Genomic DNA, 20182 nt, shown 5'->3' with positions numbered 1-20182 from the left:
AATACTGAACTACATGCAAAGTTGGGGGGAGTGCGACCTATGGCCGTACCGAAGAAAACCGCGAAACCGAACACATCCAAAGAAGAGCTGTTGGGCTTTTACAAGGAAATGCTGCTGATCCGTCGTTTCGAGGAAAAAGCAGGGCAACTTTACGGGATGGGGTTGATTGGCGGTTTTTGCCACCTCTACATCGGGCAAGAGGCCGTGGTTGTCGGCATCGAAGCCGCCGCCAAAGAAGGCGACAAGCGCATCACCTCTTACCGCGACCATGGTCATATGTTGGCCTGTGGGATGGACCCAAAGGGCGTTATGGCCGAGTTGACGGGGCGTGAGGGCGGCTATTCCAAGGGGAAAGGTGGCTCTATGCACATGTTCTCCAAGGAAAAGCACTTTTACGGCGGTCACGGGATTGTTGGCGCGCAGGTGCCGCTGGGGGCCGGACTGGCCTTTGCCGATAAATATCTGGGCAATGACAATGTGTCCTTTACCTATTTCGGCGATGGCGCGGCGAACCAAGGTCAGGTTTATGAAGCCTATAACATGGCCGAGCTTTGGAACCTTCCGGTGGTTTTCGTTATTGAAAACAACCAATACGCCATGGGCACCAGCATGAAACGCTCCACAAAATCGCCTTCGCTTTGGGAACGTGGTGCGGCTTACGGCATCAAGGGTGAGGCCGTGGACGGCATGGATGTTCTGGCCGTGAAGGCCGCTGCTGAAAAAGCTGTGGCCGTGTGCCGCGCCGGCGACGGTCCCTATATTTTGGAAATGAACACCTACCGCTACCGTGGCCATTCCATGTCTGACCCCGCGAAATACCGCACCCGCGAAGAGGTGCAAAAGATGCGCGATGAAAAAGACGCCATCGAACATGTGCGCGATCTTTTGGTTCAGGGCGGTCATGCGACGGATGATGACCTCAAGGCCATCGACAAAGACATCAAGGCAGTCGTCAATGAGAGCGCCGAATTTGCCAAAGAAAGCCCGGAGCCCGCGTTGGAAGAGCTCTGGACAGATATTTACGCCTGAGGGGGATACACACACATGGCAACGCAAATCCTAATGCCGGCCCTTTCACCCACGATGGAAGAGGGCACTTTGGCCAAATGGTTGGTCAAAGAGGGCGACACCGTTAAATCCGGCGATATCATGGCCGAAATTGAAACCGACAAGGCGACGATGGAATTTGAAGCGGTTGACGAAGGTATCGTCGGCAAGCTTTTGGTCGCCGAAGGCACCGCAGGCGTGAAGGTGAATACACCCATCGCCGTGCTGGTCGAAGAAGGCGAAAGCGCCGATGACGTGCAGGCAGCACCCGCAGCCGAGGCACCTCAAGCCGCCCCTGAGCCAAAAGCTGCAGCCGCCGCACCGTCGGTCCCCGCGGACGTAAAATCCAAAGCCTCGCCAGATTGGCCCGAAGGCACGCCCATGAAGACCATGACCGTGCGCGAAGCCTTGCGCGAGGCGATGGCCGAAGAGATGCGCAGCAACGACCGTGTCTATTTGATGGGCGAGGAGGTTGGCGAATATCAGGGCGCTTACAAGATCTCGCAAGGGTTGCTGGATGAATTCGGTCCCAAGCGCGTGGTCGACACACCGATCACCGAACACGGCTTTGCCGGCATCGCTGTAGGGTCTGCCTTTGCCGGTCTGAACCCTATTGTAGAGTTCATGACCTTCAACTTTGCCATGCAGGCGATTGACCAGATCCTGAACTCTGCCGCCAAGACGCTTTATATGTCGGGCGGGCAGATGGGGTGTCCGATTGTGTTCCGGGGTGCCAATGGTGCCGCCGCCCGCGTTGGTGCGCAGCACAGCCAATGCTATGCCGCTTGGTATGCCGCGGTTCCCGGGTTGAAAGTGGTCATGCCCTATTCGGCATCGGATGCGAAAGGCTTGCTCAAACAGGCGATCCGCGATCCGAACCCGGTGATCTTCCTTGAAAACGAGATCATGTATGGCAAATCCTTTGAGGTGCCAGATCTGGAAGATTTCACCATTCCGTTTGGCAAGGCGCGTATCTGGCGCGAAGGCACGGATGTCACCATCGTTTCATTTGGCATCGGCATGACCTATGCGCTGGAGGCGGCTGACAAGCTGGCCGAGGATGGTATTTCAGCGGAAGTGATCGATCTGCGTACCCTGCGCCCGATTGATTACGACACGGTTCTGGCCTCGGTTCAGAAAACCAATCGCTGTGTCACGGTTGAGGAAGGCTGGCCCGTGGGCGCCATCGGCAACCATTTGTCCGCGACGATCATGGAAAAGGCCTTCGATTACCTCGATGCGCCGGTGATCAATTGCACAGGCAAGGATGTACCGATGCCCTATGCGGCGAACCTCGAAAAACATGCACTGATCACGGCCGCGGAAGTGGTCGAGGCTGTTAAATCTGTCTGCTACCGGTAAGGAGAAACGCAAATGGCTACGCAAATCTTGATGCCCGCGCTTTCACCCACGATGGAAGAAGGCACATTGGCGAAATGGTTGATCAAGGAAGGTGATACCGTCAAATCCGGCGATATCATGGCCGAGATTGAAACCGACAAGGCGACGATGGAATTTGAAGCGGTCGATGAAGGTATCGTCGGGAAAATTCTGGTTGCCGAAGGCAGCGCCGGGGTGAAAGTGAACACCCCTATCGCGGTTCTGCTGGAAGAGGGCGAGGATGCCTCTGCCGCGGATATCGCCCCCGCCAAGGCCGAGGCGGCGCCTGCAGAGGCACCAAAAGCCGAAGCAGCTGCTGCCCCTAAAGCCACGGCGACGGCCGCCCCTGCGGCGCCCAAAGCAGCTGGCGCACGCGTCTTTGCCTCACCGCTGGCGCGGCGTATTGCTGCGGACAAGGGCATTGATCTGACGCAGATCACCGGATCCGGCCCGCATGGGCGGATCGTAAAGGCGGATGTCGAGGGGGCAAAACCGGCCATTTCCGCGCCAGTCGCGACAGCCCCTGCCCCAGCGGCCTCTGCGGCACCGGCCAGTGGTGCCACAGCCGATACGGTAAAGAAGATGTTCGCCGATCGCGACTATGAGGAAGTTACGCTGGACGGTATGCGCCGGACCATCGCGGCCCGCCTGACCGAAGCCAAGCAAACCATCCCGCATTTCTATCTGCGCCGCGATGTGCAGCTAGATGCGCTGATGGCCTTCCGTGCCACGCTTAACAAGCAGTTGGAAGGGCGCGAGATCAAGCTGTCGGTCAATGACTTCATCATCAAGGCCTGTGCCAATGCCTTGCAAGCCGTGCCGGACTGCAATGCGGTTTGGGCCGGTGACCGGATCTTGAAGCTGAAACCGTCGGATGTGGCGGTTGCCGTTGCGATTGAGGGGGGCTTGTTCACGCCGGTCTTGCGCGATGCACATCAAAAATCCCTCTCGACCCTTTCGGCCGAGATGAAGGATCTGGCATCGCGCGCGAAAACCAAAAAACTGGCACCGCATGAATATCAAGGCGGCAGCTTTGCGATTTCAAACCTCGGGATGATGGGGGTGGATAATTTCGATGCGGTTATCAACCCGCCACACGGATCGATTTTGGCCGTTGGTGCAGGCGTGAAAAAGCCGGTGGTGAATGCTGCGGGGGAGATTGCCGTGGCAACAGTCATGTCGATGACGCTCTCGGTAGATCACCGTGTTATTGACGGCGCTTTGGGGGCGCAATTCCTCAAGGCCGTGATCGATAATCTGGAAAACCCGATGTCTATGCTGGCCTGATCCGTCGCACAAACAGGAAAAGGGTTCTGTTGCGTATTGCTGGCGGATTCTCGACTGTAGGACATATAAAATCAACGCTGCTGGATTGGTTTCCAGCAGCGTTTTTTTTGTGTGAGAATGTGGATTTTGCGGGAAGGCCCGAACCTCTCGGACAGGAAGTCCAGTGGCCATCACGCGTTGGGATACCCGGCAGCTTGCATTGGCGTACGCGTGGCGCGTTTGCGTCCATGCGGTCATGTCACCGATGGCCCCTCTTCGCGGTATAGACGCTACAACTATTCATGGTTCATGTTTATGCCTTTACGTTCGGGCAGCACACCAATCCGACCATAAATGCCCCTGTCACGCATTCGTGCCGCTCCGATTGCTCATTTAAGCGGCCTTTGCTTCGAAGGCGCATCGGCGGACGCATTCTCGGGGATAGTGGAGGCCTACGAGACCTACCATCGAGAGTCCCGCAAAGGGTCTCGTGAATGGGTTAAGTATCTGCGGGGCAACGCGCGGAGCTTATCAGACAGAGAACAACACTCATCGACAAACTCGTAAGAAAAATTGATCTGGGCAAAGAGATCGCTCTCGATTCGGTCAGGGTCGTCGACGTGCTCCAGCGTCAGCAAACGGTGAAAACCGACCAACTGACGACTTTGCGCTCGCGTCAGTCGTCGCGCGTGGCGAACGGCCTGGTGTAGGTCGGATCAATGTGCTCCACGTTTGCACTTCACCGTCAGCCAACCACGACAGACCAACCTCAATCGGCCAGCTTTCCTGTGACAAGCTGGATGCTTCAAAGTCCAGCGTGGCGAATTTCTCGATGTTGGGTTTTGTCATAACAGCATGGCCTACCTGATGAAGATGCCATTTTATGCGTCGGAAGCCTGCGCATAGAATGGGTGCAATCCACGCCATCGGGGCCTCTGTTCGGCCGTGTTTTCGTTTCGGCGCGGTCTCAGAAAGAGGACCGCGCAAAAAACGAAAACCTGCCAGACACGGGACCTACAATTTGACTACTTCTGATGCTGCGGCTTTGAACTGCAGCGACCTACTAACCCGCGTTTCGTCAATCGGGATCAACAGACACAGCGGTTTCTTCAGGATTTCATGACCAGAGCACCGGCATCCAAGGTCATTTCGTAAATTTTGGCCGAAATATTTCATTCGGCCAAAATTGTTTTAATTCAATGCTGTACGCCTATGTGGCAAAACTTATCCCGCTCCGTGGTAAACCAAAACAGGGGTTTTGGCATAACTATGCCCGTCCCGACATCACGGTGGCAGATCGAGGCGGCGCCAGTCGCTTTCGGCGCATATCTGGACGCTCGAACGGCGCCATCCATATGGCTCTCGAGCCGATCATTGCCGCTGACTCCGTACTTTGCTCGGACGGGTTGGATGGCTATGCCGCTTTCGCGGAATATAGAGGCATTGAGCACCGCGTTATCAAGGCCAAGCCAGGACAGAAGACCGCTTCCAAGACCTATCACATACATAACATCAACAATCTTCATTCACGATACAAAGAGTTCATCAAACCTTTCAGGGGGCCTGCCTCAAAATACCTTGAAGGTTATCTTCAATGGTTCGTCGGCCGCGTCAGCAAGGTGCGCCCTGGTGATCTTTTGCGCGCCGTTTGACACTTACCAACACAATATGCGGACACTACTAAAGAAAAAAGCCCCAAGCGGGAATGCGTCAACGCATTACAGCTGGGCTTTTGTCACGCACTGAATTTGCAGGTCTATTTGTAATCGACAGGTCCAAGTTTAATTCTACCGCTTTACCAACACATGAGCGCGAGCCCACGTACCAAGACTTACTTACGGCAAAAACGCATAATCCGGTACTGTCACAAACGCGACAGGTGAAAACCGCATTCATTGCCCCTTTTTCTACATTAATCTGTGCTATCAAACACTTGGTTCATCATGATAGATGGCTGATCGCAACCCGCTTCCCCTACAACTCGCGCGGGGATACCGGCCACGGTCTTGCAAGGAGGTATATCGCTTAATACAACCGATCCAGCCGCAATCCGGGAGCAATGGCCAATCGTGATATTGCCCAAAACCTTGGCCCCAGCACCGATCAATACGCCATCTCCGATTTTGGGATGACGATCACCATCTACCTTGCCAGTACCGCCCAAAGTGACCGAGTGCAGCATGGAGACATTATCGCCAATCACCGCGGTTTCACCAATTACGATGGAATGCGCATGGTCAATCATGATCCCGCACCCAAGCTTCGCATTAGGGTGGATATCAACGCCGAACACCTCAGACACCCGCATTTGTACAAACAATGCCAAATCCTGCCGCCCTTGCGTCCACAGCCAATGGCCGATGCGGAAGGCCTGAACTGCCTGAAACCCTTTAAGGAACAATAACGGTTGCAAAAGGCGATTGCAGGCGGGGTCACGCTCATACACAGCAGCTATGTCTGCCCGTGCGATCTGGCCCAGTGTTGGATCGGCTACAAAGGCCGCATCCGCAATTTCACGCAAGATTTGTTCGCTCATCTCTCCCGATGCGAGTTTGAGTGCAAAGCGAAAGGCCAAGGCGCGCTCCAGAGATGCATGATGCAAGACGCTGGAATGGATCAAGCCGCCCATGAGCGGTTCCGTTGCGACGGCTTGCACAGCCTCATCACAAATACGCTGCCACACGGGATCAAGCGATGTGATCTGTTGTTTCTGCTCGTGCATAGCGGCCTCTTCGTTTACCATCAACCCTGACTATAAGGTAAATTCATCCCCATGGTCCACTGTCGGAAAGATCACTTAACCCTGATCAGCCTCAGTTTCCAGACGTTCCTTTACCTACCCACTGAAAGCAGCAGTTCCCATCGTGAGATGGGCTTGCAAAATCATGCCGTGACTTTTCGGGACAATAGGAGCCACTCTATATAACGACGAAAACACTATAGGCATGGAGAGAGTAGTCAAAACCGCCCTCTCCATGCTTGTCAAAAGCCAAAGTTTATACCGAGAACCGAAGGGCACAGACCTGCGCGGTCATGCCGCAAGGCTCATCGATGCGAATGGCCCCGGTCCGAACCGATCCGAGATTTGCGCCACCATAAGCGTCCCACCTGCCGCCGCATCTGCCGCGAACTGCGCATTGGAATAGGTCCAGCTTGGTTGCGTTACCACCTGCTCGCGTACGATAGCCCCCGAGACCACAATCCGAACCAGATATTGCTCCTGCGTTTCTCCCAATGGAACCTCGAAGGATTCCCAGCTGTCCCCATCAATCCGGGTCCGCCGTACCCAGGTTACCTCACGGTCACCACCCGGCAAGGATTTTGCGCGTAGATGAGCGGGCGAATATGGCCTTAAACCAATGCCCGAAAACGCTTCGATACGGTGAACGACGTTTGGATCATCAACCCCGCGCGCCAGTGCCCCAATACGGTAGTGCCGCGCCAGACCACGCTCGGACGCCAGAAGATCAATCTGGGTCAAAGCATCATCAAGCAAGATAACCATACTGCCTATCGGCCAAACTCCGGGCATTATACCGTCAGTACCAAGCTGCCCTCGCAGCCGGTGGTTAATCTCATAGGGTAATCGCCCCCTTTTTAACGGGGTGCATCTGTAGAACTTACGCGGCCATTTTCAGTTTCATAGCGGGTGTGATGCCGCCGATGCCCATGTTCGGGCGGTCGTTGTTATATGTCCAGAGCCATTGTGTGGCCTGATCCTGAGCCTCCTCGATGCTTTCGATGATGTATTGATCCAGCCATTCATGCCGAACCGTCCGGTTGTAGCGCTCGACATAGGCGTTCTGCTGGGGCTGTCCGGGTTGGATGTGCTGGATCGTAACACTATGTTTCTCAGCCCATTTTCTCAGTGTTTCGCTGATATATTCCGGCCCATTGTCGACCCTGATCGTGCCCGGTTTTCCGCGCCATTCGATAATGCGATCAAGGCTGCGGATGACCCGTTCGGCAGGGAGCGAGAAATCAACCTCGATCCCCAGCCCTTCGCGGTTGAAGTCGTCCAACACATTCAAAAGCCGAAAAGCCCTGCCGTCGCCGAGGCGATCCGCCATGAAGTCCATGGACCAGGTCACATTCGGTCTGTTCGGGACCGCCAGAACGTCAGGCTTCTCCCGTTTCAGCCGCTTGCGCGGCTTGATGCGCAGGTTCAGTTCCAGCTCACAGTAGATCCGGTAGACCCGCTTGTGGTTCCACGGATGCCCCTTCACGTTGCGCAAATGCAGGAAACACAGGCCAAATCCCCAAGTCTTGCGCGCATCCGTCAGCCCTGTCAGCAGATCGGCGATCACCTCGTTCTCGTCTTTCAGCTTCGGGCTGTAACGATAGCAGGTCTCGCTGACCTCGAAGGCCCGGCACGCCAGCGCGATGCTGACGCCCCGTCGCTCTACCGCCGTTTCGGCCATCTCGCGGCGCTGAGATGGCCCCGTTACTTTTTTCCGAGGGCTTCCTTCAATAAGTCCGCCTGCATGCTCAGATCTGCATACATCCGCTTCAGCCTGCGGTTCTCTTCCTCCATGGCTTTCATCTGGCTGACCATGGATGCATCCATGCCACCATACTTCGCACGCCATTTGTAAAACGACGCATTGCTCATGCCATGTTCACGGCAAAGCTCGGCCACCGGCACACCACCTTCGGCTTGGCGCAGGATCGCAAGGATCTGGGGTTCGCTATATCTGGTCATTTTCATTCAAAATCTCCTCGTTCATCTTGCCGAGAAAATTCTACTTCCGCAGCCCCTTACTTTCGGGGGGGATTACCATAGACCCCCGGCTCGATCAGATTGGCTTGCTCAAACTGGATGATCTCCCAATTACCAGAGCTTCCATCGCCGATTGCCATCGCATTTGCACCGGCCAAGACCGCACGACTGTCTGCAGACGACAATGCACCGTTGCTAAGCTTGATGCGCAGCGGCGCGCCACGATCCCATAATCCGGATTCCGCAGTGGCCAATTCGGTTTGTGTGACGCCAAGCACCGCAGGTCGCGTGATGATCTGGTTGACCGCATAACCGGCATCAGATGATGCGCTCCAAACCCCTACTGATTGCGGCCAAGGACGTGCGGCCACGGCAATATGCGGCGCATATGGCACCTCATCCCCCGTCATCAGCGGCAAATCCAGAAAGAGCGGATAAACCGGAGTTGGCGGCACAAATGTATTGACCTGGCGGCGATCCTCAAAAGTATCCGATGGCGTATAGACAGACCGTTCCATGCGAACCGCCTCAACCAAGGCGGATTCCGACTGCTCTACCCTGTCAATCCGGTAGGCCTGACCGTCAAGATCAACAACATCCCCAGCCCCCAAATTTGCCAAAGAGCGCGGTAGCGCAAATCGCGCCGTATCACGGGCCACCCGTGCCTCTGACAACCAGCGCTCAGCGATGCTTCGGCCCTCATTATCCGTCAGCGCGATAGACAGTTCACTTTGCGATACGCCAAAGCTCTCTTCGTCCGGAAAAATGGCTTCGACTTGCCGGTTTCCGAAATCAGCCTCTGCCTCAATGAAGTTCAGCCGAACCCGCCCTGCGGTCTCCGCCTCCGGGGTGCGCAAGGTTTCGATGATCCCGTCAAGCGAAGAGGTCTCGACAAGCCGTTCTGTATCAACAGAAATCGCAGGCTTTTTGCCCCGCATCTGAAAGAACAACACACCGTCGCGCTCGATCGCTTCAAAGCCGTAAGCCAGCATTAATGGCTGCACAGCGGCCCGTGCCGATCCGACCCCTTCGGGCGTATAACCCCGCACCACGCCGAACAGGCCCGAAACATCGAAATCGCGCACACCGGAGCGTTCGCAAATTTCCGCCACGACCAGATCCAGCGGTTGGCTTGTGCTACGCCCGGTCAGCCAGTGACCACGCGAATAGTTTTCCCCATCAGACCAAAGATCCCCATTATTGGGAAACTGCGGAAAGGGTCGCGCATCCCAAGCCCAGGCGTGCGCGCGTGACATATCGACCATCGGCTCTTCGTAGATTACCGATATCGGGTTGCTTGCCGGATCCGCCCATTCCAGTGCCATCGCCCGAAGGTATTGCATCTGGATCATATCATCGCGCCGACCGTTAGAGTATTTGGGCAGGCTCGATTCAGATGATTTCGGGTCCAAAAACTTGTTGGGTTGGTTGGTCCCATTGTTGATCGCGGCACAGCCGTATTCAGTAAACCAGATCGGCTTTGACTGCGGAATCCATTCGGTAGACACAAGCGCCCGCTCGCCATCAATGCGATTGTGGTGCGCATTCAGCCACCAGTTTTTCAGGTCTTTGTAACGATAGATCCAAGGCTCATCATGCGCCCCATCTGTGATCGGCAAGCGCCGTTGCGCAACCTCACCTTCAATGCTGTCGTAATACCAGTCATAGCCTTCACCACCCATCACATTGCTGCGCAAGTAGTCCAAATCATACACAGAGGAGAACGCAGAATCCGCCTGGCTATCGTCGTCACGCCAATCCGAAAGCGGCATGTAATTGTCGATACCGATAAAGTCGATGTTCGGATCTGCCCAAAGCGGATCGAGGTGAAAATACACATTTCCACCCGTCTGGTAGCCAAAGTACTCCGACCAATCCGCCGCATAGGTGATCTGTGTTTCCGCACCCAAAATGGCGCGCACATCTGCTGCCAATTGGCACATTGCTTCAACGGCAGGAAAACTATCCCCCTGCCCGCGAATTTGGGTCAGCCCTCGCATTTCGGAACCGATACAAAAAGACTCAACGCCGCCCGCAGCCGCGCAAAGATGGGCATAGTGCAGGATGAACCGACGATAACGCCATTCGCTCGGCCCGCTATAGGACACGACATCGCCGTTGACCGTGAAATCGCTTGCCTGCGCCGTGCCAAAGAAATCCGCCACTTCCATTTCAGCCGCCGATGTTCGATCCGCCCCCCCGTCACGACCCGGTGCCTTTGAAAGCGTAATACGTCCGCGCCATGGTAGAACTGACTGGGTGGTTGTGTCAGAATAAGGGTCCGGCAGTGTGTTTCCTGACAGCTGATCCATCAAGATGAAGGGATAGAACATCACCTCCTGCCCGCCTTCGCGCACAGCTTTGACGGCCTCAATAACAGACGCATCCGAAGGCGTTCCACCATAGACAGAGCGCCCGGCTTCTTTCTCAATTTCAAGGGCCTGGCTGCGGCCAATGCCACCAGAGCGCCAGGCCATCTTCTCTGCGTCTTGCTCCTTTTGCTCCACCTTGGGCTGAACCAAGCATTCCCCACAGCGCAGATCCCCGCCAAACCATGACACGATCAACGAGACAGAGCCGACATTCGGCAACTCTCCCCGCATTTGCTGCAAAGAGGTCGCAAAATCCGCCTTACCCGAAGGCGAGTTCACATTCGCGCTGCGACTCAGGCCCGGTCCATCGTTGTAATGCAATGCCGTTGTAGCCAAAGCATATTCGCCCGTGCCCGGCATCATTGCCACGGCCTGAATTGCGCGCGAAAGATCGGTCGTCGTGTGGGCATATTGACCTTGGGCCGGGCGCACGACTTCAAATGTAAACTGTGGTACACGGCTGCCGAACCGAGATATATCAAGGTCTTCCACCACGATATAGGCAATCCCGCGATAGGCCGGCGCATTGCCCAGGCCTTCTACTGCCTCGATCTTTGGATCCGGCAGCTGATCCTCTGTCCCGCGGTAAATACGCAGGTTCAGACTGTCAGGGTCCAGCTCGATACCATCCGCCCATATTCGGCCAACGGTTGAAATCTCTCCCTCACATAAGGCAACCGCAAAGCTGACGGTATAAGAGTAGCTGGTCACGCTCTGCTGTGGTGCGCCCTTCCCGCCGCTACGATTTGTCGACGAGGTTTCCGAGAACTGCGTTGCCCAGATAACATGCCCCGCCACACGCATGCGTCCGTAAACCTGCGGCACGGACGCGCCTTCCGACGCGCCGGTCAAACGAAAGCGTTCGATCCGCCCTGTTTCCACAGCTTCAGACCCGGCACCCATCAAGCGCTGATCAATCACCCGGCCCAATGTTGCCCCGACGGCCCGGCCAATGACCGCACCAGACAGGCCCAAAACGGTGCCCCCAAAACCCGCCCCGGCGGCGGCCCCAACAGCTGACAGCAGAATCGTCGCCATTTACAGCACTCCTTTATGGAAATTCAAATCGCGCAGCGATGCGCCGTGCCCACGGCTCTGACAGCGGGCTTTCAATCACTCCATGCCCTGTATAGGCATGGATAAACTTGGGCTGAGGTGAAACATCACCTACAATTCCCAAGTGTTTGGCAACGCTTCCATTTCGCATCCGAAACAACAAAATATCACCCGGTGAAACATCACCCAAAGGCTTTCGCCGTAGCCAACGACAGGCCGCACGCATCAACACTTCATCGCGGCTCGGCTCGGACCAGTCAGGCGTATAGGCAGGCACCACTTCAGGCTCCGGCCCGCGCATCGCACGCCAAACCCCGCGCAGCAGGCCAAGGCAATCCGTGCCCGCGCCCTTGCTGCTGGCTTGATGTATATACGGCGTGCCGATCCAAGCCTGCGCCTCTGTGACAATACGGGCTTGATACGGCGTCATCGTACCAAACTCCCGCCGGTGTTCGTTTGCGTCGAAACGGGATAGGAGGTCAGCCAATCCTCGCCAGGAATATCAGGGAACCCACGAAAGTTCACGAAGTTGGCGAATTTCAATTGGCAGGTTGTCCCGCGTTTATCACATCCCGCCTCAAGCCGCAGCATGTCCCCTTCCAGCAACGGCAGGGTGATTTGTTGCCACAACTCGATCACCCGCTGACCATCTTCCAGACGATCATTCTTGATAATCGAGACCAAGCCCTTCGCCGCACCAGACAATACTGTCAAACGACCCTTCTCGAACCAGCGATCACTATGTTCCGACAGGCCCGAAAACCGGAATATCCGGTTCTGCGTCACGGTTTCCAACGGAATCTCTTCCGAAAACCCCGGCTGTGTCAGATCAAACCCGCATTTGGCATCCCCCAAAACAGCAGCACAGCTGCGCTGGAACGCGCGCCCCTGCGGTTGGTTCAAGCTTTCGGTCAACCCGCGCAATTCGGCCTGAAAGGCGCCGCCGGCGCGTGATAACTCTCCGATAGTGCCCCGAAAGGTAAGCGCGCGATCCTCGGGGTTGGCCCAATTCACCTGCCAACCGGTCAAAGCCGCCCCGTCGAAACGGCCAGCCAGAATATCGGCTTCTGTCACCGCCAAATCCGACAAGGCGCCTGTTGCCTCTGTATTATCTACTGACAGACCCGTGGTCTGTTGCAACGCGCGTGCTGTCAGCCCGGAATTGGCCTTATAGACCTGCCCGCCAAAGACAAGATCACAGTCATGGTCTGTAAACCCGAACCACATCCCGTCTTTGCGTTCGATCCCCCAAGCATGGCAAACCGTGGTCGTCCCACTTTCAAGATGCGCCAAAAGGCCGTCTTTGCCCGTCGTCATACCCGAACCTCCACCACAGGGACGGATGGCATATCACCCGCCTTAAAGGATGAGACCGAGGTTTGAACGGCGTCCGTGTCAAACCGCACCGGCACGTCAAATTCAAACCCCGCCGTAATGCGAACCCCTTCATCAGGGGGCGTCGGAAAGCTGACAACTCCCGTCGTGACATCAACGAAAAACTCAATCGTCTCCACCTTTGGATCACCCGAGATTGCCACCAGAACGGTGCCCAAGACCGGCTTCACCACGGGACGGGAATAGCTTTGGCCACCTGAAACATAAGTCTTTGTCAGTTGGAACGTGCGCCGCGTCCCATCACCAAGACCGATTGACTGGTCCATCGCTGTTGGTTGCTTTGAGGGCAGGCAGGATTTGTAATCCGACCAGTCCTTCCAGCGAAAACCATACAACTGACCCCGCCGCGCCTCGTAAAATGCGATCAGAGATTCCACATCATCAAGACTACGCAAGCTGACCCCTGCGTCATAGCGCCGACGCGAATGGGCCCACAAGCTGTTGCGTTCTTCAAAGCCATTGGCCAATGTCACAATCTCGGTGCGCCGTTCCGGCCCACCAACCGAACCAAAGCTCAGGTTTGCCGGAAATCGTATTTCATGAAATCCCATGTCTTACCCCTACCTGTTGCGTTGACCGCGCGATAACGCGCGGGCGGCCTGTGCCGCGATCTGGCTTTGACTGCGCTGAAAGCCTCCGACATCGGGGCTGGAGATATTCATCACCACCGTTACCGGTCGCCCGCCGCCACCGGCCTGCACACCCAAGCGCCCGTCAGCGCCACGCGCCAATGGCATAATCGCCTCCGGCCCCGCTTCACCCATCAAGCCCATGCCGCCCCGCATCGGGAAATTAGTAGGGGACGACACAACCCCGCCTTTGGCGAAAGGCATCACGCGGCCTTGGGTAAAGGCCCCGCCGTCGGCAAAGGGCATTATGCCGCCCAAAGCCGAGTTCAGCCCGTTCGCAACCAAGCCGCCCAATGCATTTTGTACCGGTTTCATCGCGACCGAGTAGACCGTATCCATCATCGTCTGTGCGACGCCCTTCAGCGCATCCGACAGCTTCAAGCCATCAAACACCACACCGTCAAATGCCCGCCGTAGCCCGCCGCCGATACTGTTGGACAGGGTGTTCACTTCTCGTCCGGTAAACACCAGGCTGTCGCGCATCCGTGCCAATTCACCATCAAACGCCGAGACCATGCTGCCGGCCCCGTCAAGCGACACTTCAAGCGCCGCGATCTGGTCTTCCAGGTCTTCGATATCAGCCATGTTCCGTTTCCTTTTTTACGTCAGGAAAAGCACGCGCCAAATCTTCAAGGCGCGCGCGGGTCAAGGGCGCGGCACTGGCCGCAGCCCCGAGCTTTATCCGCAGCTCCACCGGGGTCAGCCGCCAGAAGTCCTGCGGCTGCATCCCCAAGCCATGCAAACCCACTTGCATCAGCCCCGCCCAATCGATGCCTGTCATGCCTCACCCGGCACCGAGAAAGCCCGCGCCAGCAGCACCGCCGCAACCCGTGCCGCCTCTACCGGACCGCCCCCGATTTCCACCGTGCGCAAATCGGCAGCTGTGCCTTGCCAGCCACCACCACGCAGACCGGCAACCAAAAGCGCCAAGACATCACGGGTGGAAAAGCGCCCTGCCTCAAACCGTTCGACCAGTTCGATCAGGGAACCAGTTTCCAGCACCGCCTCCAATGCGGCCAGCGCCCCGAGTGTGAGCTTGGCCACATGCCGCGTGCCATCCAGCACAACCGCAACTTCGCCTGTCCAAGGGTTCGCCATTATAGCGCCGTGAACGTCAAAGCGCCGGCCGAGGCCATCGACAACTCATAGGTTGCCTCATTATTGTGGCTGCCCGAGTATTCAATCGACGACAATTGGAACGGCCCCTCGACCACACCAAAATCAGGGATAATCACCTGAAATCGCGGGATTTCCCCATCAAAGAAGATCTGGCGCGCGCGTTCATCCGTACCCGCATCGCGAAAAACGCCAGAGCCGGAAATCGAGGCGGTCTTCACACCTGCACCCGCCAGAAGCTCTCGCCAGCCACCCTGGCTTTCAAGGCTGGTCACATCAACCGTTTCGGCATTAAAGCTGATCCGCGTCGCCCGCAGGCCCGCGATCGTCTCAAAACTGCCGTCCCCATCCATATCCAGCTTGATCAACAGATCCTTGCCACTTTGCACAGCCATTGCTTATCTCCATTTTAAAAAGTCGCGCCCCATAGGGCCAAAGCCTCAATCCTCGATCCGTGCCCGAAAGCTCAGATCAATCCGCCGCGCGCCGCCCTCGTCCAGCCGCACCGCTTTGGCCCGCCGAAAATGCAGGCTCACCAACCGACCGCGCGTAAGCGTCAAGGGCGCATCCACCAGTGCATCCGACACCGCGACAGCAACCGTTTTCGCCGCTGCAAAACCAGTAGCGCTGCTGATCACGGCGACGGTCAGCCGGTGTTCTGCACCGCCCCCGGATTTGTCGGATTGGTCATAGACTTCCTCGGGGCCGATCAGCACGAAAGTACCCTCACCGCCACCTGTCGGCACCGCATCCACCACTGACACGCCCGTTAACCGGGGGTCCGAACTCAGACGCCCATAAATCGCGGACTGAAGCGCCGCCGCTGATCCATAGCTCATGCAAGAATCTCCTCTTCCACAAAGCAGACAAGATATTGTCCGCTATCGTTCCGCTCGGTCACCGCAAGAATAGAGAAAACCCGCATGTTATCGCGAAACCGCTGGCCGACCTTTGGCCGCGATGGTGCGCCTTGTGGCGCGCCCCGCACCGTAATGCGGTAAGGCACCGTGGACAGAACCACTTCCTCACCCGCTGCATCGCGGCCCGTGCCAGGCAGCACCGATGCCCAAAGCGTACCCAAGGGTTCCCATGTCAGAGTGAAACCGCCCATGCCATCCGAAACCTCAACCGGGCTTTCCAGAACCAGAGCGCGGGATAAATGAACCGCCGTCATGCCCCAGCCCCTCCCAATACGCGGACCGTGCGCCAACGTTCGATCAATGTGATCACGCCCAGCGGCAGGCCACCGTTAGACCGCAAGCCGCCCTCATGGCGACGCTCATAGTATTCGGCAGCAAGCAACAACACCGCCTGCCCCAAATCGGATGGGACATCGTTCCAGGCCGGGCCAAAACCCGCGACGAATTCGATTTCCACGCGCCCATCCGTCGGGATGGATGGCAGCATGTACCCCCTTGCCCGCAGCTTTGGCCGGTGCATATCCTGCACCAGACGGTATTTCTCAGCAGGTACAACCTCGGCCAGTCCATCCCGATCCAACATTGTAACCTGCGTGATGCTGGAAACCGGTGCCACCGGCAAAGCCTGCTCACACCCCGTGCGCCAGTCCTCAACGCTCCATTTATATTCACGAGAGATCAACACCTTGCCGATCCGTCCTTCAATCGCGGCCATCGCGGCCCGCAGATAGCTTTCCATCAAGCCATCCTGCATCTCGTCATCGGCAAACCCGGTGCCAAGCCGCAAATGGTATTTCAACGCCATCACCGGCAACGCCGCTGAGGGAACCGTTGTTTGCTCGATCAACATCATTTCGTTTCTCCGATATTTTTGCCGCAAATAAAAAGTTTGGGCACGCACCCCGCATCGCTCGGGCGGAGGGAGCAGCTAGACAACCCGGGTTAGGGTCGAACCCCAAGTGCGTACCCAAGACCCAGCCCCGAAGGGCTGGGCCATTCGCAGGGACCCCTTAGGACACTGCGAATTTCAGAAGTTTGATCGCTGCAAAGTCGGAAACATCGCCGCCCACACGCTTGGTGGCATAGAACAGAACATGCGGTTTGGCGCTGAAGGGGTCCCGCATAACGCGCAGGTCAGGGCGTTCGGCAATGGTATAGCCGCTGGCGAAATCACCAAAGGCGATGCCATAAGCGTTGGCCGTGATATCGGGCATATCCTCGGCGATCAGCACCGGATAACCCATCAGACGGGCCGGCTCCCCGGCGGCAAGGCCGTCGGACCACAGGAAGCGACCATCGGCATCCTTCATCTTACGCACAGCACCAGCCGTCTTGGAGTTCATCACGAATGTCGCGTTGGCACGGTAGGTTGCGTCAAGTGCATAGACCAGATCAACAATCGCATCGGCTGGGTTGGAGCCCAAAAAGTCGCCCGCCTCGCCGGTCGCGATGTAACCCAGATTACCCCAAGTCCACGAGCCATCGGCAACCTTCGCGTGGTTCAAGAAGCCGCGCGGTTTGTCCACACCGTCGCCTGCCACAAAAGAAGCAGCCTCGGCGCGCATGAATTTGTCCGCGATGCGCCCAGCAAGCCAACCTTCCACGTCAAAGGCGCTATCATCCAGCAAACGCTGGCTAGCCTTGGGCAATGCCGAAAGCTCATGCAGCGGGATAGAGATGCGTTCAATCGCAGGTGTACCGGTCTCGACCATCGCGCCGGTTTCCGTCGCCCAGCCCGAGCCTACATCGGTATGGTCGATCAGCACGTCAAAAGACGTAGCCTCAACCTGCACCACATTCGCAACAGCGCGGATCGAAGACGTCGATTTCAGGCTTGAACGGATGGTCTCTGCGGTCTGTGGATCGACCAGAAAGCCACCCTCGGCATTCACCGCCGTGTTCAGCGCTTTGCCTTCCAGTACAAGGCCACGCAGACCGTCATCATCACCCGAACGCAAGTAGGCATCAAAAGCCTTCTTATGGGGCACATCGACTTCAGCTTGGGCTGAGAGGGCGGGACGTCCGTAGGTCATTGTTTTGCGATCAAGCATGGTCATACGCTCTTCCTGTTGTTGCAACGCTGTCTTCATCTCGGCCTGAAAGCCGCTGAATTCTTTCAAAAATCCGGTCATGGCGGATTTCACTTCCGCACCCGGATGCAGGGCCTCAGGGACAACTTCCCCGGCCCGAGCCTTTGTCTCGGTCATTCTCGTTTCCTTCTTGGGTTTCAGTCGTGAAAGCCGTCCTAGCGGGCGGCCAACTCCCGGCGCGCATCTTCAAAGATCTGCGCCACGCCGCGCCAGGTATCGGCAAGCTCATCGTTTTTTGCCGCTACCCGCGCCTCTGGCAGCATTGGAAAGGTCACAAGCGACACTTCCCAAAGCTCCAACTCAGACAAAAGCCGTTGGCCCTTGCCATCCTTCTCGGCCCGCAACGTGCGATAGCCGATGGAAAGCCCGTCAATCGCGCCCGCAGCAAGCAAAGCCGCCGCCTCGCGTCCTTTGTCAACTTCGGGCAAGATTCGGCCCTTGACGTAAAGGCCTACGCCATCTTCACGCACCTCGTCCCAAATGCCGATTGGCTGTGCCGGATCATGCTGCCACAGCATCTTGACCCGCCGCTCGGCTTTCGCCAGCGCCTTTAGGCTGGTGGCATAGGCGCCCTTTTGCACCACATCCCCGCCTTGGTCACGCTTGCCAAACAGGCTTGCGTAACCCTCGATCACCAGACCATCCGTCACGATCAGCCCCTTTTCGGGGGCGTGATACTTGCGCTCCGGTGCGCCATGTTTGTCCATATATCCCATTCGCCTACCTCATCGCCGCTTTCAGCACCGCCTCGGCCCCCTGCGCCAGCAGAAAGGCCGTAACCCCGTAAACCCCCAGCCAAAGCCGCTTTTCCAAGCGATCCAGACTACCCTCGATCTGGCCAAGCCTGTATTCCAGCCCGACCCAGCGCTCCTCGGCCACCCGTTCGTTCGCTTCGATCCGCGCCGTGGCCGCATCAAAACTGTCGTAAAGGTACCTGGAGCCACCGCTATCCTTGCCGCGCAGGCTCATTCATCCTCTGCCAAGGCTGGCAGCCCCAGAATTGCGCGTTTTTCTGCCGTGGTCAGGAAATCTGCCGCCCCGACCCGCGCCCATTGCTGGTCACGCTCCGAGGCCAAGGCATGCACTTGGTCAAGATCGGCCTTGAACTCGATCTCCTCACCGGTGAACCCCGAAAGCCAATGCGACAGGGAGGCTGTTACCTTGGACACCAAGGGCAAAACCGTCAGCCGGAAAAATGCGCGGTTGGCCTCTTGGTAATTGGCATAGGTCGCGTCACCTGGGATGCCCAAAAGCATCGGCGGCACACCAAAGGCAATCGCGATTTCACGCGCTGCGGCTTCTTTGGTTTTCTGGAACTCCATATCCGAGGGGCTAAACCCCATCGGTTTCCAGTCCAACCCACCCTCCAGCAACATCGGACGGCCCGCATTGCGCGCGCCTTGATGATGCGATGCCATCTCGTTCAGCAAACGATCATATTGATCATTCGTCAGCTGCGACTGCCCGTCGACGCCCTTGTAAACAATCGCCCCGCTTGGCCGTGCCGCGTTGTCCAACAACGCCTTGGACCAATGAGACGCCGCCACATGGACATCCAACGCCACCGCCGCCGCCTGCATCGGCGAGAAGCCGTAATGGTCATCATGCGGATGGAAGTTCCGGATGTGACATATCGGGGCCAAGCCACCGGTCATATCGAACCGGTGTTTGCGGTTGCCGACGGTATAGTCATAGCCAACCGGCCAACCATCCGCGCCGGGAACCAGGCTCATCCGGTCCGAGCGCAGAACATGCAGCTCTCCCGGCAGCAACGTGGCACCCTGCACCGCCTCGATATAGGCGTTGCCTGACAGCAAAAGCTGCCCGTAAAGCGCCTCCATCAACTCTGCACGGCCCTGCATCTGGTTTGGGCGCTTCATCAGCGCCAACAGCGGATGCATGTCGTAACGACGGTCGCAATCTTGCAAAACCAAGGGCATTGCCGCCGCAGTTTCGGCAATCAACTTGACCGCACGAAACCCGATGGGGTTGCCGAGGAAACCTGTCTTAGTCAGGCTCACCACGTCCCGCGGGCTCCACGCCACCCGGCCAGAGCCGGAGTAGTTGATCACCGGCCCCGCGGCCGATGCCTTTTGCTCCGGCACCGAAACCTCACTACGTTTCAGGAAATCGAAAACCATCTGGATCAGCTCCTTTGTCTTTGTCTCGGGGGGCGAAGCGTTGCCCCCTC

Annotated in this window: 21 protein-coding genes and 1 pseudogene; 4 read left to right on the top strand and 18 right to left on the bottom strand. The window is 57.2% G+C overall.

The features are described from left to right. Positions 1–39 precede the first annotated feature (39 nt). From pdhA to EOK75_RS01605, 4 genes are all read left to right on the top strand, one after another. The gene (pdhA, locus tag EOK75_RS01625) at positions 40–1029 is read left to right on the top strand and encodes a pyruvate dehydrogenase (acetyl-transferring) E1 component subunit alpha (RefSeq protein ID WP_137192298.1); all 990 of its coding nucleotides are present in this window, start codon (positions 40–42) and stop codon (positions 1027–1029) included. A 15-nt stretch (positions 1030–1044) separates the two neighbouring features. Beyond that, the gene (locus tag EOK75_RS01620) at positions 1045–2409 is read left to right on the top strand and encodes a pyruvate dehydrogenase complex E1 component subunit beta (protein ID WP_137192297.1); all 1365 of its coding nucleotides are present in this window, start codon (positions 1045–1047) and stop codon (positions 2407–2409) included. A 12-nt stretch (positions 2410–2421) separates the two neighbouring features. After that, positions 2422–3714, top strand: coding sequence for a pyruvate dehydrogenase complex dihydrolipoamide acetyltransferase (locus EOK75_RS01615; RefSeq protein ID WP_137192296.1), 1293 nt, complete (start codon positions 2422–2424; stop codon positions 3712–3714). Between the two features lie 1178 nt (positions 3715–4892). Further along, the gene (locus EOK75_RS01605) at positions 4893–5345 is read left to right on the top strand and encodes an IS1595 family transposase (RefSeq protein WP_137192294.1); all 453 of its coding nucleotides are present in this window, start codon (positions 4893–4895) and stop codon (positions 5343–5345) included. Between the two features lie 260 nt (positions 5346–5605). Here EOK75_RS01605 and cysE read toward each other — a convergent pair whose 3' ends face one another. The 18 genes and pseudogenes from cysE to EOK75_RS01515 all read right to left on the bottom strand — a co-directional run bounded on the left by cysE (position 5606) and on the right by EOK75_RS01515 (position 20132). Then, positions 5606–6415: a serine O-acetyltransferase gene (gene cysE, locus EOK75_RS01600; RefSeq protein WP_137192293.1), complete on the bottom strand. Its 810-nt coding sequence runs from the start codon at positions 6413–6415 to the stop codon at positions 5606–5608. 309 nt (positions 6416–6724) lie between these two features. Then, a complete protein-coding gene (locus tag EOK75_RS01595; RefSeq protein ID WP_168199113.1) occupies positions 6725–7225 on the bottom strand; it encodes a hypothetical protein in 501 nt (166 codons plus the stop codon). 88 nt (positions 7226–7313) lie between these two features. Then, positions 7314–8401 (bottom strand): IS3 family transposase gene (locus tag EOK75_RS01590; protein WP_137192138.1). Its coding sequence is split into 2 segments (ribosomal slippage): positions 7314–8140 and positions 8140–8401, totalling 1089 coding nucleotides; the frame shifts between segments, so codons are not numbered across the junction. Between the two features lie 71 nt (positions 8402–8472). Then, positions 8473–11823 (bottom strand): annotated as a pseudogene (locus EOK75_RS01585) (baseplate multidomain protein megatron); the annotation flags it as partial. Between the two features lie 13 nt (positions 11824–11836). Continuing rightward, positions 11837–12271: an NlpC/P60 family protein gene (locus EOK75_RS01580; protein ID WP_137192290.1), complete on the bottom strand. Its 435-nt coding sequence runs from the start codon at positions 12269–12271 to the stop codon at positions 11837–11839. Next, the gene (locus EOK75_RS01575; RefSeq protein WP_137192289.1) at positions 12268–13158 is read right to left on the bottom strand and encodes a DUF2163 domain-containing protein; all 891 of its coding nucleotides are present in this window, start codon (positions 13156–13158) and stop codon (positions 12268–12270) included. The genes EOK75_RS01580 and EOK75_RS01575 overlap by 4 nt, the downstream gene beginning before the upstream one ends. Further along, positions 13155–13787, bottom strand: a complete 633-nt coding sequence (locus EOK75_RS01570; protein ID WP_137192288.1) for a DUF2460 domain-containing protein — start codon at positions 13785–13787, stop codon at positions 13155–13157. Before EOK75_RS01570 ends, EOK75_RS01575 begins: the two co-directional genes overlap by 4 nt. Positions 13788–13796: 9 nt before the next feature. After that, positions 13797–14450: a phage tail tape measure protein gene (locus EOK75_RS01565; RefSeq protein WP_137192287.1), complete on the bottom strand. Its 654-nt coding sequence runs from the start codon at positions 14448–14450 to the stop codon at positions 13797–13799. Further along, complete coding sequence (locus EOK75_RS01560) at positions 14443–14646, bottom strand: rcc01693 family protein (RefSeq protein ID WP_137192286.1); 204 nt, start codon at positions 14644–14646, stop codon at positions 14443–14445. The genes EOK75_RS01565 and EOK75_RS01560 overlap by 8 nt, the downstream gene beginning before the upstream one ends. Continuing rightward, positions 14643–14963 carry a gene transfer agent family protein gene (locus EOK75_RS01555; RefSeq protein ID WP_137192285.1) on the bottom strand — a complete coding sequence of 107 codons (321 nt, stop codon included), beginning with the start codon at positions 14961–14963 and terminating at the stop codon, positions 14643–14645. Before EOK75_RS01555 ends, EOK75_RS01560 begins: the two co-directional genes overlap by 4 nt. Continuing rightward, entirely contained in the window at positions 14963–15376 is a 414-nt protein-coding gene (locus EOK75_RS01550; RefSeq protein WP_137192284.1) for a phage major tail protein, TP901-1 family, read from the bottom strand. Before EOK75_RS01550 ends, EOK75_RS01555 begins: the two co-directional genes overlap by 1 nt. A 45-nt stretch (positions 15377–15421) precedes the next feature. After that, positions 15422–15820 (bottom strand): DUF3168 domain-containing protein, encoded by a 399-nt coding sequence (locus tag EOK75_RS01545; RefSeq protein ID WP_137192283.1) that lies wholly within the window; start codon positions 15818–15820, stop codon positions 15422–15424. After that, the gene (locus EOK75_RS01540; protein WP_137192282.1) at positions 15817–16155 is read right to left on the bottom strand and encodes a head-tail adaptor protein; all 339 of its coding nucleotides are present in this window, start codon (positions 16153–16155) and stop codon (positions 15817–15819) included. Before EOK75_RS01540 ends, EOK75_RS01545 begins: the two co-directional genes overlap by 4 nt. Beyond that, positions 16152–16754: a head-tail connector protein gene (locus EOK75_RS01535; protein WP_137192281.1), complete on the bottom strand. Its 603-nt coding sequence runs from the start codon at positions 16752–16754 to the stop codon at positions 16152–16154. The genes EOK75_RS01540 and EOK75_RS01535 overlap by 4 nt, the downstream gene beginning before the upstream one ends. A gap of 157 nt (positions 16755–16911) precedes the next feature. Beyond that, entirely contained in the window at positions 16912–18108 is a 1197-nt protein-coding gene (locus EOK75_RS01530) for a phage major capsid protein (protein WP_137192280.1), read from the bottom strand. A 38-nt stretch (positions 18109–18146) separates the two neighbouring features. After that, positions 18147–18707 (bottom strand): HK97 family phage prohead protease, encoded by a 561-nt coding sequence (locus EOK75_RS01525; protein WP_137192279.1) that lies wholly within the window; start codon positions 18705–18707, stop codon positions 18147–18149. 4 nt (positions 18708–18711) lie between these two features. Continuing rightward, complete coding sequence (locus EOK75_RS01520) at positions 18712–18960, bottom strand: GTA head formation protein, RCAP_rcc01685 family (protein WP_050527395.1); 249 nt, start codon at positions 18958–18960, stop codon at positions 18712–18714. After that, a complete protein-coding gene (locus EOK75_RS01515; RefSeq protein WP_137192278.1) occupies positions 18957–20132 on the bottom strand; it encodes a phage portal protein in 1176 nt (391 codons plus the stop codon). The genes EOK75_RS01520 and EOK75_RS01515 overlap by 4 nt, the downstream gene beginning before the upstream one ends. Positions 20133–20182: the final 50 nt, after the last annotated feature.

The organism is Pseudorhodobacter turbinis, assembly GCF_005234135.1.
In the GTDB taxonomy this organism is placed as follows: Bacteria; Pseudomonadota; Alphaproteobacteria; order Rhodobacterales; family Rhodobacteraceae; genus Pseudorhodobacter; species Pseudorhodobacter turbinis.
The sequence above is the reverse complement of the archived record's forward strand: the minus strand, read 5'-3'. Positions and strand labels throughout refer to the sequence as shown.

What these genes read in the sequence shown, in the direction of transcription:
- EOK75_RS01540 (WP_137192282.1), bottom strand. Translation starts at nt 16,155, where the DNA reads ATGACGGCGGTTCATTTATCCCGCGCTCTGGTTCTGGAAAGCCCGGTT.
- EOK75_RS01530 (WP_137192280.1), bottom strand. Translation starts at nt 18,108, where the DNA reads ATGACCGAGACAAAGGCTCGGGCCGGGGAAGTTGTCCCTGAGGCCCTG.
- EOK75_RS01550 (WP_137192284.1), bottom strand. Translation starts at nt 15,376, where the DNA reads ATGGCTGTGCAAAGTGGCAAGGATCTGTTGATCAAGCTGGATATGGAT.
- EOK75_RS01595 (WP_168199113.1), bottom strand. Translation starts at nt 7,225, where the DNA reads ATGCCCGGAGTTTGGCCGATAGGCAGTATGGTTATCTTGCTTGATGAT.
- EOK75_RS01545 (WP_137192283.1), bottom strand. Translation starts at nt 15,820, where the DNA reads ATGAGCTATGGATCAGCGGCGGCGCTTCAGTCCGCGATTTATGGGCGT.
- EOK75_RS01570 (WP_137192288.1), bottom strand. Translation starts at nt 13,787, where the DNA reads ATGGGATTTCATGAAATACGATTTCCGGCAAACCTGAGCTTTGGTTCG.
- EOK75_RS01575 (WP_137192289.1), bottom strand. Translation starts at nt 13,158, where the DNA reads ATGACGACGGGCAAAGACGGCCTTTTGGCGCATCTTGAAAGTGGGACG.
- cysE (WP_137192293.1), bottom strand. Translation starts at nt 6,415, where the DNA reads ATGCACGAGCAGAAACAACAGATCACATCGCTTGATCCCGTGTGGCAG.
- EOK75_RS01560 (WP_137192286.1), bottom strand. Translation starts at nt 14,646, where the DNA reads ATGACAGGCATCGATTGGGCGGGGCTGATGCAAGTGGGTTTGCATGGC.
- EOK75_RS01555 (WP_137192285.1), bottom strand. Translation starts at nt 14,963, where the DNA reads ATGGCGAACCCTTGGACAGGCGAAGTTGCGGTTGTGCTGGATGGCACG.
- EOK75_RS01565 (WP_137192287.1), bottom strand. Translation starts at nt 14,450, where the DNA reads ATGGCTGATATCGAAGACCTGGAAGACCAGATCGCGGCGCTTGAAGTG.
- EOK75_RS01520 (WP_050527395.1), bottom strand. Translation starts at nt 18,960, where the DNA reads ATGAGCCTGCGCGGCAAGGATAGCGGTGGCTCCAGGTACCTTTACGAC.
- EOK75_RS01525 (WP_137192279.1), bottom strand. Translation starts at nt 18,707, where the DNA reads ATGGGATATATGGACAAACATGGCGCACCGGAGCGCAAGTATCACGCC.
- EOK75_RS01615 (WP_137192296.1), top strand. Translation starts at nt 2,422, where the DNA reads ATGGCTACGCAAATCTTGATGCCCGCGCTTTCACCCACGATGGAAGAA.
- EOK75_RS01515 (WP_137192278.1), bottom strand. Translation starts at nt 20,132, where the DNA reads ATGGTTTTCGATTTCCTGAAACGTAGTGAGGTTTCGGTGCCGGAGCAA.
- pdhA (WP_137192298.1), top strand. Translation starts at nt 40, where the DNA reads ATGGCCGTACCGAAGAAAACCGCGAAACCGAACACATCCAAAGAAGAG.
- EOK75_RS01580 (WP_137192290.1), bottom strand. Translation starts at nt 12,271, where the DNA reads ATGACGCCGTATCAAGCCCGTATTGTCACAGAGGCGCAGGCTTGGATC.
- EOK75_RS01535 (WP_137192281.1), bottom strand. Translation starts at nt 16,754, where the DNA reads ATGATGTTGATCGAGCAAACAACGGTTCCCTCAGCGGCGTTGCCGGTG.
- EOK75_RS01605 (WP_137192294.1), top strand. Translation starts at nt 4,893, where the DNA reads ATGCTGTACGCCTATGTGGCAAAACTTATCCCGCTCCGTGGTAAACCA.
- EOK75_RS01620 (WP_137192297.1), top strand. Translation starts at nt 1,045, where the DNA reads ATGGCAACGCAAATCCTAATGCCGGCCCTTTCACCCACGATGGAAGAG.